This window comes from Pantoea pleuroti (genome assembly GCF_014156615.1).
GTDB classification, from domain to species: domain Bacteria; phylum Pseudomonadota; class Gammaproteobacteria; order Enterobacterales; family Enterobacteriaceae; genus Pantoea; species Pantoea agglomerans.
This window is the reverse complement of sequence record NZ_SBFD01000002.1, coordinates 780,803-792,979: the sequence shown is the minus strand read 5'-3', so window position 1 is coordinate 792,979 and position 12,177 is coordinate 780,803. Positions and strand designations below refer to the sequence as shown.

The window sequence follows — 12,177 nt, the reverse complement described above, 5'->3', positions numbered from 1 at the left end:
AAAGATTCATGACCGGGCAACTTAACTTTCCCGCCCTGTGGCCCTACTGGCCGGAGCTGCTCTCCGGTTTGTGGGTCACCATTCAGCTGACGGTGCTGGCGACCACCGGTGGCGTGGCGCTCGGCATTGCGGGCGCGGCGCTGCGCAGTGGCAGACCCAGCTGGATGAGCCGCCTGTGGGGCATCTATGTCGAGCTGATCCGCAATACGCCGTTTGTGGTGCAACTGTTCTTTATCGTTTTCGGTCTGCCTGCGCTGGGGCTGAAACTCACTGCTGGCGAGGCGGCGCTGCTGGCGATGCTGATCAACCTCGGAGCGTATAGCACCGAGATCATTCGTGCCGGAATACAGGTGACACCCAAAGGGCAGTGGGAAGCGGGACGGGTGCTGGGATTAACCCGCAGCCAGACGTTTCTGCGGGTGGTCTTGCCGCCCGCACTGCAGCGTATTTACCCGGCCCTGGTGAGTCAGTGCATCATCGTGATGCTGGGGTCGTCGGTGGTGTCGCAGGTCTCCTATGAGGAGCTGACCTTCGCCGCCAACCTGATCCAGTCGCGCACCTTCTTAAGTTTTGAGGTCTATCTGGTGACCACGCTGATCTACCTGGCGTTGTCGATTGCGATGCGCCATCTGCTGCTGGCGATTGGCCGTAAATGGTTTGGAGTGCAGCCATCATGATGACGACCTTTACCGACTGGGACATCCTGCGCAACCTGCTGCTGGCGGCACGCTGGACCCTGTTGCTGTCGCTGGTGGCCTTTGTCGGCGGCACGCTGGTGACGCTGCCGCTGTTGTTTATGCGCCTGCTGCAACGCAAATGGTTAACGCGGCTGGTACGCGGTTACACCGCGCTGTTTCAGGGCACGCCGCTGCTGATGCAGCTGTTCCTGGCGTTTTTCGGCGTCGGCCTGTTCGGCATTGATGTTGCGCCGTGGACGGCGGCCTCGCTGGCGCTGACCTTCTACACCAGCGCCTTTCTGGTCGATATCTGGTACGGCAGCATCCGTGCCCTGCCAAAAGGCCAGTGGGAAGCGTCGCGCTGTCTCGGCCTGACCTTTGGTCAGACGCTGTGGCGGGTGGTTGCGCCGCAGGCGATCCGCATCGGTATCGCGCCGACGGTGGGGTTTGCTGTCCAGGTGATCAAGGGCACCGCGCTGGCGTCAATTATCGGTTTTATCGAGCTGACCAAAGCGGGCACCATTCTGAACAACGTGACCTATCAGCCGTTTAAAGTCTTTGGGCTGGTGGCGCTGGGCTACTTCCTGATGTGTTATCCGCTGTCTCGCTACAGCCAGTATCTGGAGAAAAAATTCAATGCCGCTCATCACCATTAATCAGGTGCAAAAATATTACGGCGACAACCATGTGTTGAAAGGCGTGGATCTGGATATCGACATGGGCGAGGTGATCTCAATCATCGGTCGCAGCGGATCGGGCAAAAGCACGCTGCTGCGCTGCATGAACGGGCTGGAAGGCTATCAGGAGGGCAGCATCAAGCTCGGCGGTATGACGATTACCGATCGCGACTCGCAGGCGCGTGAAATCAGCCGCTCGGTCGGGATGGTATTTCAGAGCTTCAACCTGTTCCCGCACATGACGGCACTGGAGAACGTGATGCTGGCGCCGCGCCGGGTGCTGAAAAAAAGCGAGGCCGAGTGCCGGGCGCTGGCGGCGCAGATGCTGGAGAAGGTCGGGCTGGGCGAGCGTCTCAACTACTATCCTGCCAGCCTCTCCGGCGGTCAGCAGCAGCGCGTGGCGATCGCCCGTGCACTGGCGATGACGCCGAAAGTTTTACTCTGTGATGAGATCACCTCCGCGCTCGATCCCGAGCTGGTGGGCGAAGTGCTTAAAGTTCTGGAGCAGCTGGCGTCAGAAGGAATGACGCTGATCCTCGTCACGCATGAAATGAGCTTCGCCCGCGACGTGGGCGATCGTGTGGTCTTTATGCATCAGGGGCGCGTCTGGGAGCAGGGCGACAGTAAGACGCTGTTTGCTCAGCCGCAGTCACCGGAGCTGAAGCAGTTTATCTCTTCGGTTCGCCTCTGATTCTGAAAAAGGAAATTACGATGGATATCAATCACTACCCGCAACTTAACCCGCCACAGCGTCTGTTGATGGGGCCAGGACCGATCAACGCCGATCCACGCGTGCTGCGCGCTATGTCGAGTCAGTTGCTGGGGCAGTACGATCCTGCGATGACCCACTACATGAATGAAGTGATGGCGCTCTATCGCGGCGTGTTTCGCACAGAGAACCGCTGGACGTTGCTGATTGACGGCACCTCTCGCGCCGGTATCGAATCGATTCTGCTGTCATCGATCCGGCCTGGCGACAAAGTGCTGGTACCGGTGTTTGGCCGCTTTGGTCATCTGCTGTGCGAAATTGCCCGCCGCTGTCGGGCGGAAGTGCACACCATTGAAGTGCCGTGGGGCGAAGTCTTTACTCCCGACCAGATTGAAGATGCGATCAAAAAAGTGCGGCCGCGCCTGCTGCTGACCGTGCAGGGCGATACCTCAACCACCATGCTGCAGCCGCTTGAGCAGTTGGGGGCGATCTGCAAACAGTATGGCGTGCTGTTCTACACCGATGCCACCGCGTCGCTGGCGGGTAACGCGCTGGAAACGGACGCCTGGGGACTCGATGCCGTATCCGCGGGGATGCAGAAATGCCTGGGCGGTCCATCGGGTACCTCGCCGATCACGCTGAGTGCAGAGATGGAAGCGGTGATCCGCAAACGCAAATGCGTAGAGCAGGGGATCCGCACCGAGGCGCATCAGGATGGCGAAGAGGAGATGATCTACTCCAACTATTTTGATCTCGGCATGATCATGGATTACTGGGGGCCGGAGCGGCTCAACCACCATACCGAAGCGACCAGCGCACTGTTTGGCGCGCGCGAGTGCGCCCGTCTGATCCTGCAGGAGGGGCTGGACAACGGCATCGCCCGTCACAAACTGCACGGTGAAGCATTGCTGAAAGGCATTCAGGGGATGGGGCTGGAAACCTTCGGCGACCTGAAACACAAAATGAACAATGTGCTGGGCGTGATGATCCCGTCCGGCGTAAACGGCGATCAGGTGCGCAAACTGATGCTGGAAGATTTCGGCATTGAGATTGGCACCTCGTTTGGCCCGCTGCATGGCAAGGTGTGGCGCATCGGCACCATGGGTTATAACGCGCGCAAAGATTGCGTGATGCAGACTCTTTCCGCGCTGGAAACGGTGCTGACCTATGTCGGCTATCGCACGCCGCAGGGTGCCGCCGCGCAGGCCGCCTGGGATCACTACGGGAGCCACGCATGATGATGAGCGCCAGCGAAGCCCTGGCCGCTGCACAGCGCGTTATGGCGCGCTGCGATGCGCTGGCAGCGATCAGCGAAACAGCCGAGGGGCTGACCCGCGTCTACCTCTCACCCGAACATCTGCGCGCCAACGCCTGTGTCGGTGAGTGGATGCAGGCGGCGGGGATGCAGGTGTGGCAGGATGAGGTCGGCAATATCTGTGGGCGCTACGAGGCGGCAGAAACGGGTGCACCCGCGTTACTGCTTGGCTCGCATCTCGACACGGTGCGCAACGCCGGTCGCTATGACGGCATGCTGGGCGTGCTCAGCGCGATTGAAACCGTGCAGTGGCTTAACGAACATCAGCGCCGCTTACCGCTGGCGATTGAAGTCATTGGCTTTGGCGACGAAGAGGGCACCCGTTTTGGCATCACGCTGCTCGGCAGCCGTGGTATTACCGGCAGCTGGCCGCAAAGCTGGGTGACGCATCCTGACGGTAACGGCATTACCGTGGCGCAGGCGATGGCGGATGTCGGGCTCGACAGCGACAAGATCGCATCTGCGGCGCGGCGGGTTGAGGATATCGTCGGTTATCTTGAACTGCACATCGAGCAGGGCCCCTGCCTGGAGCAGGAGGATCTGGCGCTCGGTGTGGTCACGGCCATCAACGGTGCGCGCCGCCTCAACTGCCGTTTCACCGGAGAAGCGGGCCACGCGGGCACGGTGCCGATGACCCACCGCAAAGATGCGCTGGCTGCCGCTGCCGAGTGGATGGTGTTTATCGAGCAGACCACCCGTGAGCAGGACCCGCAACTGGTCGCCACCGTCGGTACGATAAACTGCGCGCCGGGGGCGGTAAATGTAATCCCTGGCGAGGTATCGCTGTCGCTGGACGTGCGCGGTCCGCTGGACAACCCGCTGGAGACACTGCTCTCCAGCCTGTTAACCCAGGCGGAGGCGATTGCGCTGCGGCGTGGACTCCGCTTTGAGTCGAACGAATATTATCGCATCGGTGCCACCGCCTGTGACTCCGCGCTGCAGCAGGCGCTGAGTCATGCGGTGGAAACGGTGCAGGGTCGCAGCCTGTCACTGCCGAGCGGCGCCGGGCACGACGCCATCGCTATCGCTGAACGCTGGCCGGTCGGCATGTTATTTGTGCGTAACCATCGCGGTATCAGCCACCATCCGGCGGAGTCCGTCGCGGTGGCTGATGTGGCGCCCGCGCTGCAGGCTTATTTACAGGCGGTTTCGCTGATTGCTGAACGGAGCTGAACATGGAATTAGCCGCATTTAATCAGCTGTCGGCTGACGAGGCGCAGGTGGCCATCCGGCATTGTGTCGCCATCCCGCACTGGCAGCAGTCGCTGGTAGCGGCCCGGCCTTTTGACACCCTGGATGCGTTACGGGCAACCGCCGATGCACTGGCCCGCCAGTGGCAGCAGCCTGAGCTGGAGGCAGCACTGTCGGCGCATCCGCGCATCGGTGAACGTGCGAACGGCGCGGATAAAGAGGCGGCCCTGTCGCGCGGAGAGCAGTCCGCCATGCAGCAGGCCGACAGCGCTTTGCAGCAGGCGATGCAGCAGGGGAATCAGGCGTATGAAGCCCGTTTTGGCCGGGTGTTTCTGATTCGCGCTAAAGGGCGCAGCGGCGAGCAGATGCTGGCAGAGTTGCAGCGTCGGTTGCAGAATAGCGATCCTGCCGAGCAGCAGGAGGCGCTGGATCAGCTGCGTGAAATTACCCTGTTACGCCTGAAGGAGACGATTCAATGAGTACTGTTACCACCCATATTCTGGACACTTCGCTGGGCAAACCGGCCAGCGGTGTAGCGATTTCACTTGAGCAGAACAGCCCGGAAGGGTGGTTTCCGATTTCACAGGGTGAAACCGACAGCGACGGGCGTCTGAAAGATCTCACGCCCGAGCCGCTGACGCCGGGCCACTACCGTTTAACGGCAGAAATCGGCGACTATTTTGCCGCCGCTGGTCGGGATGCACTCTACGTCAGCGCGCAGATCGATTTTATGATTGCCGAAGCGGGCAGTCACTTTCATCTGCCGTTTCTGATTTCGCCCTGGTCGTGGTCAACTTATCGCGGCAGTTAATGGGCGGGCTGACTGCCCGCCCGGAATTCACAGCGAAAAGCGATCCGCATCCTGCCAGGCCGGGAAGCGCTCGCGATAAGCATTCAGTGCGTCCAGCGACAGCTCTGCGTCCAGCCTGGCGCGCTGGTGCGGCTCAGCCGCGCTGAGGATCTCGCCCTGCGGTGAAATAATCTGGCTGTCGCCGCTGTATTCATGCTGATTGCCATCACTGCCGACGCGGTTACAGCCTGCCACATAAGCCTGATTTTCAATCGCCCGCGCCAGCAGCAGCGCCTGCCAGTGCAGTGCACGCGGTGCAGGCCAGTTGGCGACATAGAGCGCCAGATCGTAATCATTGCGGTTGCGCGAGAAGACCGGGAAACGCAGGTCGTAACAGATTTGCGGCAGGATGCGCCAGCCGCGCCACTCAAACACCTGACGCTGTTCGCCAGGCAGATAGTGGTGATGCTCGTCCGCCATGCGGAACAGGTGGCGCTTGTCATACTGATGCAGCGTGCCGTCCGGCTCCACCAGCAGGAAGCGGTTTACCGCGCCGTGTTCGGTCTGAATCGCCGCACTGCCGCCGACCAGGGCATCGTTGCGACGGGCATGCTGATGCAGCCACTCCACCACCTGCGCCTGTGGCAGCGAGCTTTTCGCCGCTTCCATTGCAAAGCCGGTGGTAAACATCTCTGGCAGTAAAATCAGATCGCGCCCGTTGAGTCCATCCAGTTGCTCGTCAAAATGGCGCAGGTTGGCCTCGCCATCCATCCAGCTCAGCGTCTCCTGCAGTAACGTGATTTTCAAAGCTGACATAAGCGCTCCGCGGCGGCATCTAATGTCGCCGGCTGTTTGGCAAAACAGAGGCGGATCAGTTTATGAGGAAAGGGATCGGCGCAGAACACCGACAGAGGAATCGCGGCAACGCCCACTTCGCGGGTCAGCCACTGGCAGAAACTGACATCATCCAGATCGGAGATGGCGCTGTAATCGACCAGCAAAAAGTAGGTACCTTCGCAGGGGAGTACCTTAAAGCGGCTGCTGCTTAGCGCCGTTGCCAGCCGATCGCGACGGTCGCGATAAAACGCTGGCAGCTCAAGATAGTGCTCCGGATGCTCACGCAGCATATCGGCAATCGCCAGCTGCGCCGGCGTATTCACGGAGAAGGTCAGATACTGATGCACCTTGCGCAGTTCCGCGCTGATCGCGGCAGGGGCAATGCAGTAGCCCACTTTCCAGCCGGTCATATGGAAGGTCTTACCAAATGATGACACCGCGATGGCACGCTGGCGCAGTTCGGGATGTGCCAGCACGCTGGCGTGGCCCGCCTGATCAAAGCAGATGTGCTCATAGACTTCGTCGCTCAGCACATAGACCGGCCGCGCAGCAATCGCCTGCCACAGCGCGGCGAAATCCTGCTGCTGCCAGACGGTGGCGGAAGGATTGTGCGGCGTATTCAGGATCACCAGCCGGGTTTTATCACTCAGCAGCGCAGCAAACGCCTGCCAGTCCACCCGGAAAGCGGGCGGCTGCAGCGTAATGCGTTTCATCACGCCGCCCGACAACTCTACCGCAGGCGCATAGCTGTCGTAGCTGGGATCAAAGCAGATCACCTCATCGCCCGGCCGCACCAGCGCGGTAATCGCCGCATAAAGCGCTTCGGTTGCGCCCGCCGTCACCGTAATCTCCGTTTCGACATCAGGACGATAGTCATAAAGCCGCGCGGTTTTCTCTGCTATCGCCTCACGTAACGGCAGCGCACCCGTCATCGGCGCATACTGGTTCGCGCCCTGGCTGACGTGATACGCCAGCCGCTGCTGCAGATAATCCGGGCCGCTAAAATCGGGAAAGCCCTGAGAGAGATTGATGGCGTTATGCTGCTGCGCCAGCGCACTCATCTGGCTGAAAATGGTGGTGCCGAGCAAAGGGAGTTTACTCTCGGGGATCAGGTTGTGCTGCGTCATGATGTCATGCCTTAAGCGCGAAGATTGATGCGGTGTCACCCGGTGTTTGTGCCACTATAAACAGGATGGTAGTATTTGGCAATCAAGACGCTTAGATGGCTAAATGCGTCATGCTCCACACCTCAGCTTCGTTAGCTTCGTTTGCTTACCCCGGTCACTGACGAGTGTCAGCTCACGGGGTAAGCGCACTTGCCGCCTTGCTGAGATGCGGATCATCTGGCAGGACCCGGAGAGTATGGCTCAACAGTCGGGCACGCTTGCTAACTTTTTAAGATTTTCAATCTGTTGTAATTTTATAGCCATTATCGTTATCTGAGCCACCCGGAATCCTATTTCACCGCAAGGAACTTTTATGTCGCAGAGTCTTCCATTAGATCAGCTGGTCGCCGCCTGTCACTGGATTGGCGCGAAAGGCTGGGCACCGGCCACCGGCGGAAATATGTCGGTGCGCCGCGATGAACATGTCTGCCTGCTGAGTGAATCGGGCAAAGATAAAGGCACGCTGACGCGGGATGACTTTATCGAGGTCGATATTGCTACCAGCCAGTCGCTCTCTGGCCGTAAGCCGTCGGCAGAAACGGGTCTGCACACAATGATCTATCGACTCTTTCCCGAGGCGGGCGCGGTGCTGCATACCCACACCGTGAATGCGACTGTTCTGTCGCGGGTGGAGCAGGGCGCGGCGCTGCTGCTGCACGGCTATGAGATGCAAAAATCATTAAGCGGCCAGCACACCCATCTGGATACGCTGGCCATTCCTGTGTTCGACAACAGCCAGGACATTGCGGCGCTGGCGTCAGAAATTGAAGATTACGCCGCCCGCTTTCCGCTGCGTTACGGCTTTCTGCTGCGCGGTCACGGCTTAACCTGCTGGGGCCGGGATGTCAGCGAAGCACGCCGTCATCTGGAAGGTCTGGAATTTTTATTTGAATGTGAACGTCAACGTCGCCTGCTGGAGAGAGCATGATTCGCGCCATTGTTACGGATATCGAAGGCACCACCAGCGATATCCGTTTTGTACATAACATCCTGTTTCCCTACGCCCGTCAGCATCTGGCGAGCTTCCTGCGTGAAAATGCGCATCAGCCTGACGTCGCCGCAGCGCTGCAGTCGGTGCGAGAGGAGGCCGGTCAGCCGCAGGCCGACCTGGATGCGATAACAGAGATTCTGCTGGGGTTTATGGACCAGGATCGCAAATCAACCGGCCTGAAAGCGCTGCAGGGCATGATCTGGCGCGATGGCTATCTTAACGGCAGTTTTACCGGTCATCTCTATCCCGACGTCCTGCCTGCACTGAGCCGCTGGAAGGCGCAGGGCATTGAACTGTATGTATATTCCTCCGGCTCGGTTGCGGCGCAGAAATTGTTATTTGGCTACAGCGACGAAGGTGATATTACTGACCTCTTCAGCGGCTATTTTGATACGCACGTAGGTGCCAAACGCGAAGTCGCAGCCTATCGCGCTATCGCCGCTGAAATTGGTCAGCCAGCGGAGCAGCTGCTGTTTCTCTCCGATATTCATCAGGAGCTGGATGCCGCCGCTGAGGCGGGCTGGCAGACGCTGCAACTACTGCGTGGCGATGCGGACGGCGAGAGCCGCCATCGTCAGGTGACAGATTTTTCCCAGATTAACCCGGAGTCGATTTAGGATGAGCGCACTGACTATTTTTACCGACCGCGAAGCCAGCCAGCCGGTGTGGTACAGCACCGACGCGGAAGAAATTCGTGAACGCCTGAGCACCAAAGGCGTCCGTTTTGAGCGCTGGGAAGCCGATCGCGATCTGGGTGAAAATCCGGCTCCCGAAACGGTGATCAACGCCTATCAGCATGCGATCGATCGGCTGGTGGCAGAGAAGGGCTATCAGAGCTGGGATGTGATCAGCATGCGCGCCGATAATCCGCAGAAAACCGTGCTGCGCGAGAAGTTCCTCTCTGAACATACGCACGGCGAAGATGAGGTGCGTTTCTTTGTTGAGGGGGCCGGACTCTTCTGTCTGCACCTGGATGGCGAAATCCTGCAGATCCTCTGCGAAAAAAACGATCTGATCTCGGTACCTGCGGGAACACCACACTGGTTTGATATGGGATCGTCACCGCACTTCACGGCTATCCGTATTTTCGATAATCAGGAAGGCTGGGTAGCGAACTTTACCGGCGATAAGATTGCGGATGCCTATCCGCGTCTGGCGTAAACCGCCCGTCGTTTTCGCAAGGCGTTTGCCGCTCACGGTAAACGCCTTGCAGACCGCTATTGTGGCTGGAAAATGCCACCCTGAACCTGGTCAGGCGTGACTACCCCGGTGTCCAGTACCCAGCCGCTGATCAGGGGGGCGGGCGTGACATCAAACGCCGGGTTATAGACCTTCGCCGCTTCCGGCGCCCACTGCACGCTGCCAAAACTGCCGGCAACGCCCGTCACTTCACTGGCGGCGCGCTGCTCAATAGGAATCGCTGCGCCGTCCGGACAGCTGCGATCCAGCGTGGTATGCGGGGCCGCCACGTAAAACGGAATCTGATGATAATGGGCCAGCACCGCCAGGCTGTAGGTGCCGATTTTATTCGCCACATCGCCGTTGGCGGCAATGCGGTCAGCGCCTACCCATACGGCATCGACCTCTCCACGGGCCATCAGGCTGGCGGTCATGGAATCGGTAATCAGGGTGTAAGGAATCGCCAGCTCGCCCAGCTCCCAGGCGGTTAACCTGCCGCCCTGTAACAGCGGACGGGTTTCATCAACCCAGACATTCTTAATCAGCCCCTGCTGATGGGCGCGGGCAATCACGCCAAGGGCGGTGCCCACACCGGCGGTGGCCAGTCCGCCGGTATTGCAGTGGGTCAGCAGCTGGCTGCCGGGTTTCACCCGCGTACAACCCGCGTCAGCGATGGCGTCACACAGCTGCTTATCTTCCTGCACCAGCCGCCAGGCTTCCTCTGCCAGTGCGGGGGCAAAGTCCGGCTGCGCCAGCGCCAGTTTCATCCGGTCCAGATTGTTCATCAGATTGACAGCGGTAGGGCGGGCGGCGCGCAGGGTCTCCAGCGCCTGCGCCAGTTCAGCGCGCGTCTGCCCCTGTTCTGCCAGCAACGCCAGCAGCAGCGAGGCGGAAAGGCCGATCAGCGGCGCACCGCGAACCCGCAGCGCATGAATATGTTCAATCAGCTGAGGCACGCTGTGCGCGGGCAGCCAGTTCTTTTGCTGCGGCAGTGCCTGCTGATCCAGAATCCAGAGCTGATTGTCACGAACCTGTAAGCTGGTGGTTTGAAGTGTCTGCATTGTGGGTGAAATCCATGTTGCGTTAATGATACCTATTGTGCCAACATGCTGAACGGATGTATAGACGTCTGAACGGCTTATTACACCCAGGTTATCCCCCTTCGATTGATGAGGAACAGGCAATGTCGCAATACCGTACCTTTACTGCTGCTGATGCTGTGGAATATGCCCGACAATTTGGCGGCGTGGACAATCCTGCCGCGCTGAGCAGCGCAGAAGAGATTGGTGATGGCAACCTCAACCTGGTGTTTAAAATTTATGACGATCAGGGCAACAGCCGGGTAGTGGTCAAGCAGGCGCTGCCCTATGTGCGCTGTGTGGGTGAGTCGTGGCCGCTGACGCTGGATCGGGCGCGGCTGGAAGCGCAGACCCTGGTCGAACATTACAAATATTGTCCGCAGCACACGGTGAAGATCACCCATTACGATGCGGAGCTGGCGGTGATGGTAATGGAAGATCTCTCCACTCATCGTATCTGGCGTGGCGAGCTGGTGAAGGGCGCTTATTACCCGGAAGCGGCTCAGCAGTTAGGCGACTATCTGGCACAAACCCTGTTTCATACCTCCGATTTTATCCTGCATCCGCACCAGAAAAAAGCGGAAGTAGCGCGTTTCATTAATCCGGAAATGTGTGAAATCACCGAAGATCTTTTCTTTAACGATCCCTATACCGACCATGAGCGCAATAGCTATCCCGAAGCGCTTGAACCGCTGGTCGCCAGCCTGCGTAATGACGATGCACTGCGCATTGCGGTGGGCGGTCTCAAGCATCGTTTCTTTGCCCACGCTGAAGCGCTGTTGCATGGTGATATTCACAGCGGATCGATTTTCGTTGCTGATGGCAGCCTGAAAGCGATTGATGCGGAGTTTGGCTATTTTGGTCCCATCGGTTTTGATGTCGGCACCGCCATTGGCAACCTGCTGATTAACTACTGCGGCCTGCCGGGTCTGCTGCCACCGCGTGAGGCTGCCGATGCACGTGAGCAGCGCCTCAGCGATGTGCATACGCTCTGGACCACCTTTGCCGCGGGCTTTCTGGCACTGGCGGCAGAGAAAACCCGTGATGAGGCACTGGCTTATCCAGGCTATGCGGAGGCGTTTCTGCGTAAAGTATGGGCCGATACCATCGGTTACTGCGGCACCGAACTGATTCGCCGCACGGTGGGGATGTCACACGTGGCGGATATGAAGCTGATTGCCGATCCGGCAATGCGTACCGACTGCATCCGTAATGCAATTAATCTGGGACGCACGCTGATTCTGGCAGCAGATCATGTAGAAGACGCGGATGCACTGATTGCCCGCATCCGTCAGGCAGGATAAAAAAGCCGAGGTGATGTTTGATGCCAGTCAGTTAAGCGACAGGTGATAACGCAGTCTGGTGCCGGGCAGGGGCTGGCGGTCCTCGCGCCGCTGCGCGGTTCCTTCACTCCATTTCTCTGCCTGACGGACCGCCGGGGATGGCACATCCTGTGCCGCCCCGCCTTTCGCCCGCGTCCTGCGGGCTCTCCTGGCAGACTCATTCTGTTCAGCGCTGCGGATTGCCTGCTCCTGCCCGGCCCCGGCCTGCTCTGAAACTTCAGTA

15 protein-coding genes are annotated in these 12,177 nt (G+C 59.3%); 11 read left to right on the top strand and 4 right to left on the bottom strand.

The features are described from left to right. The first annotated feature begins 8 nt into the window (after nt 1–8). Genes EPG66_RS07770 through uraH form a run of 7 tightly spaced genes read left to right on the top strand, consistent with a single transcriptional unit; the run spans nt 9 to nt 5,380 of the window. Nucleotides 9–677, top strand: coding sequence for an amino acid ABC transporter permease (locus EPG66_RS07770; protein ID WP_010255155.1), 669 nt, complete (start codon nt 9–11; stop codon nt 675–677). Then, complete coding sequence (locus EPG66_RS07765; protein ID WP_031590401.1) at nt 677–1,333, top strand: amino acid ABC transporter permease; 657 nt, start codon at nt 677–679, stop codon at nt 1,331–1,333. Before EPG66_RS07770 ends, EPG66_RS07765 begins: the two co-directional genes overlap by 1 nt. Beyond that, a complete protein-coding gene (locus EPG66_RS07760; RefSeq protein ID WP_010671147.1) occupies nt 1,314–2,045 on the top strand; it encodes an amino acid ABC transporter ATP-binding protein in 732 nt (243 codons plus the stop codon). Before EPG66_RS07765 ends, EPG66_RS07760 begins: the two co-directional genes overlap by 20 nt. A 20-nt stretch (nt 2,046–2,065) precedes the next feature. Next, nucleotides 2,066–3,301 (top strand): pyridoxal-phosphate-dependent aminotransferase family protein, encoded by a 1,236-nt coding sequence (locus EPG66_RS07755; protein ID WP_010671148.1) that lies wholly within the window; start codon nt 2,066–2,068, stop codon nt 3,299–3,301. Next, a complete protein-coding gene (hpxK, locus tag EPG66_RS07750; RefSeq protein WP_039389535.1) occupies nt 3,298–4,551 on the top strand; it encodes an allantoate amidohydrolase in 1,254 nt (417 codons plus the stop codon). Before EPG66_RS07755 ends, hpxK begins: the two co-directional genes overlap by 4 nt. 2 nt (nt 4,552–4,553) lie before the next feature. Further along, the gene (uraD, locus tag EPG66_RS07745) at nt 4,554–5,048 is read left to right on the top strand and encodes a 2-oxo-4-hydroxy-4-carboxy-5-ureidoimidazoline decarboxylase (RefSeq protein WP_182686401.1); all 495 of its coding nucleotides are present in this window, start codon (nt 4,554–4,556) and stop codon (nt 5,046–5,048) included. Beyond that, nucleotides 5,045–5,380: a hydroxyisourate hydrolase gene (gene uraH / locus EPG66_RS07740; protein ID WP_031590398.1), complete on the top strand. Its 336-nt coding sequence runs from the start codon at nt 5,045–5,047 to the stop codon at nt 5,378–5,380. Before uraD ends, uraH begins: the two co-directional genes overlap by 4 nt. A 27-nt stretch (nt 5,381–5,407) precedes the next feature. Here the strand turns inward: uraH and EPG66_RS07735 are convergent, their stop codons facing one another. Beyond that, nucleotides 5,408–6,175, bottom strand: coding sequence for an amidohydrolase (locus EPG66_RS07735; protein WP_010255163.1), 768 nt, complete (start codon nt 6,173–6,175; stop codon nt 5,408–5,410). Next, on the bottom strand, nt 6,163–7,323 hold the full coding sequence (locus EPG66_RS07730; protein WP_045140745.1) for a pyridoxal phosphate-dependent aminotransferase: 1,161 nt from the start codon (nt 7,321–7,323) through the stop codon (nt 6,163–6,165). Before EPG66_RS07730 ends, EPG66_RS07735 begins: the two co-directional genes overlap by 13 nt. A gap of 352 nt (nt 7,324–7,675) precedes the next feature. Between EPG66_RS07730 and EPG66_RS07725 the strand changes: the two genes are divergently transcribed. The 3 genes from EPG66_RS07725 to EPG66_RS07715 are packed head-to-tail and all read left to right on the top strand — an operon-like array spanning nt 7,676 to nt 9,514. After that, entirely contained in the window at nt 7,676–8,290 is a 615-nt protein-coding gene (locus tag EPG66_RS07725; protein WP_010255165.1) for a methylthioribulose 1-phosphate dehydratase, read from the top strand. Further along, a complete protein-coding gene (mtnC, locus tag EPG66_RS07720) occupies nt 8,287–8,970 on the top strand; it encodes an acireductone synthase (RefSeq protein WP_182686399.1) in 684 nt (227 codons plus the stop codon). Before EPG66_RS07725 ends, mtnC begins: the two co-directional genes overlap by 4 nt. A gap of 1 nt (nt 8,971) precedes the next feature. Beyond that, a complete protein-coding gene (locus EPG66_RS07715) occupies nt 8,972–9,514 on the top strand; it encodes a 1,2-dihydroxy-3-keto-5-methylthiopentene dioxygenase (RefSeq protein ID WP_182686396.1) in 543 nt (180 codons plus the stop codon). Between the two features lie 56 nt (nt 9,515–9,570). Here the strand turns inward: EPG66_RS07715 and mtnA are convergent, their stop codons facing one another. Continuing rightward, nucleotides 9,571–10,593 (bottom strand): S-methyl-5-thioribose-1-phosphate isomerase, encoded by a 1,023-nt coding sequence (gene mtnA, locus EPG66_RS07710; RefSeq protein ID WP_182686394.1) that lies wholly within the window; start codon nt 10,591–10,593, stop codon nt 9,571–9,573. A 122-nt stretch (nt 10,594–10,715) separates the two neighbouring features. On the opposite strand from mtnA, the gene mtnK reads away from it, so the two are divergent. Beyond that, complete coding sequence (gene mtnK, locus EPG66_RS07705; protein WP_064704545.1) at nt 10,716–11,915, top strand: S-methyl-5-thioribose kinase; 1,200 nt, start codon at nt 10,716–10,718, stop codon at nt 11,913–11,915. Nucleotides 11,916–11,942: 27 nt separating this feature from the next. Here the strand turns inward: mtnK and EPG66_RS22855 are convergent. After that, nucleotides 11,943–12,177: hypothetical protein (locus tag EPG66_RS22855; protein WP_220495161.1), on the bottom strand; the 235-nt coding region annotated here is incomplete at its 5' end.

What these genes read in the sequence shown, in the direction of transcription:
- EPG66_RS07770 (WP_010255155.1), top strand. Translation starts at nt 9, where the DNA reads ATGACCGGGCAACTTAACTTTCCCGCCCTGTGGCCCTACTGGCCGGAG.
- EPG66_RS07765 (WP_031590401.1), top strand. Translation starts at nt 677, where the DNA reads ATGACGACCTTTACCGACTGGGACATCCTGCGCAACCTGCTGCTGGCG.
- EPG66_RS07760 (WP_010671147.1), top strand. Translation starts at nt 1,314, where the DNA reads ATGCCGCTCATCACCATTAATCAGGTGCAAAAATATTACGGCGACAAC.
- EPG66_RS07755 (WP_010671148.1), top strand. Translation starts at nt 2,066, where the DNA reads ATGGATATCAATCACTACCCGCAACTTAACCCGCCACAGCGTCTGTTG.
- hpxK (WP_039389535.1), top strand. Translation starts at nt 3,298, where the DNA reads ATGATGATGAGCGCCAGCGAAGCCCTGGCCGCTGCACAGCGCGTTATG.
- uraD (WP_182686401.1), top strand. Translation starts at nt 4,554, where the DNA reads ATGGAATTAGCCGCATTTAATCAGCTGTCGGCTGACGAGGCGCAGGTG.
- uraH (WP_031590398.1), top strand. Translation starts at nt 5,045, where the DNA reads ATGAGTACTGTTACCACCCATATTCTGGACACTTCGCTGGGCAAACCG.
- EPG66_RS07735 (WP_010255163.1), bottom strand. Translation starts at nt 6,175, where the DNA reads ATGTCAGCTTTGAAAATCACGTTACTGCAGGAGACGCTGAGCTGGATG.
- EPG66_RS07730 (WP_045140745.1), bottom strand. Translation starts at nt 7,323, where the DNA reads ATGACGCAGCACAACCTGATCCCCGAGAGTAAACTCCCTTTGCTCGGC.
- EPG66_RS07725 (WP_010255165.1), top strand. Translation starts at nt 7,676, where the DNA reads ATGTCGCAGAGTCTTCCATTAGATCAGCTGGTCGCCGCCTGTCACTGG.
- mtnC (WP_182686399.1), top strand. Translation starts at nt 8,287, where the DNA reads ATGATTCGCGCCATTGTTACGGATATCGAAGGCACCACCAGCGATATC.
- EPG66_RS07715 (WP_182686396.1), top strand. Translation starts at nt 8,972, where the DNA reads ATGAGCGCACTGACTATTTTTACCGACCGCGAAGCCAGCCAGCCGGTG.
- mtnA (WP_182686394.1), bottom strand. Translation starts at nt 10,593, where the DNA reads ATGCAGACACTTCAAACCACCAGCTTACAGGTTCGTGACAATCAGCTC.
- mtnK (WP_064704545.1), top strand. Translation starts at nt 10,716, where the DNA reads ATGTCGCAATACCGTACCTTTACTGCTGCTGATGCTGTGGAATATGCC.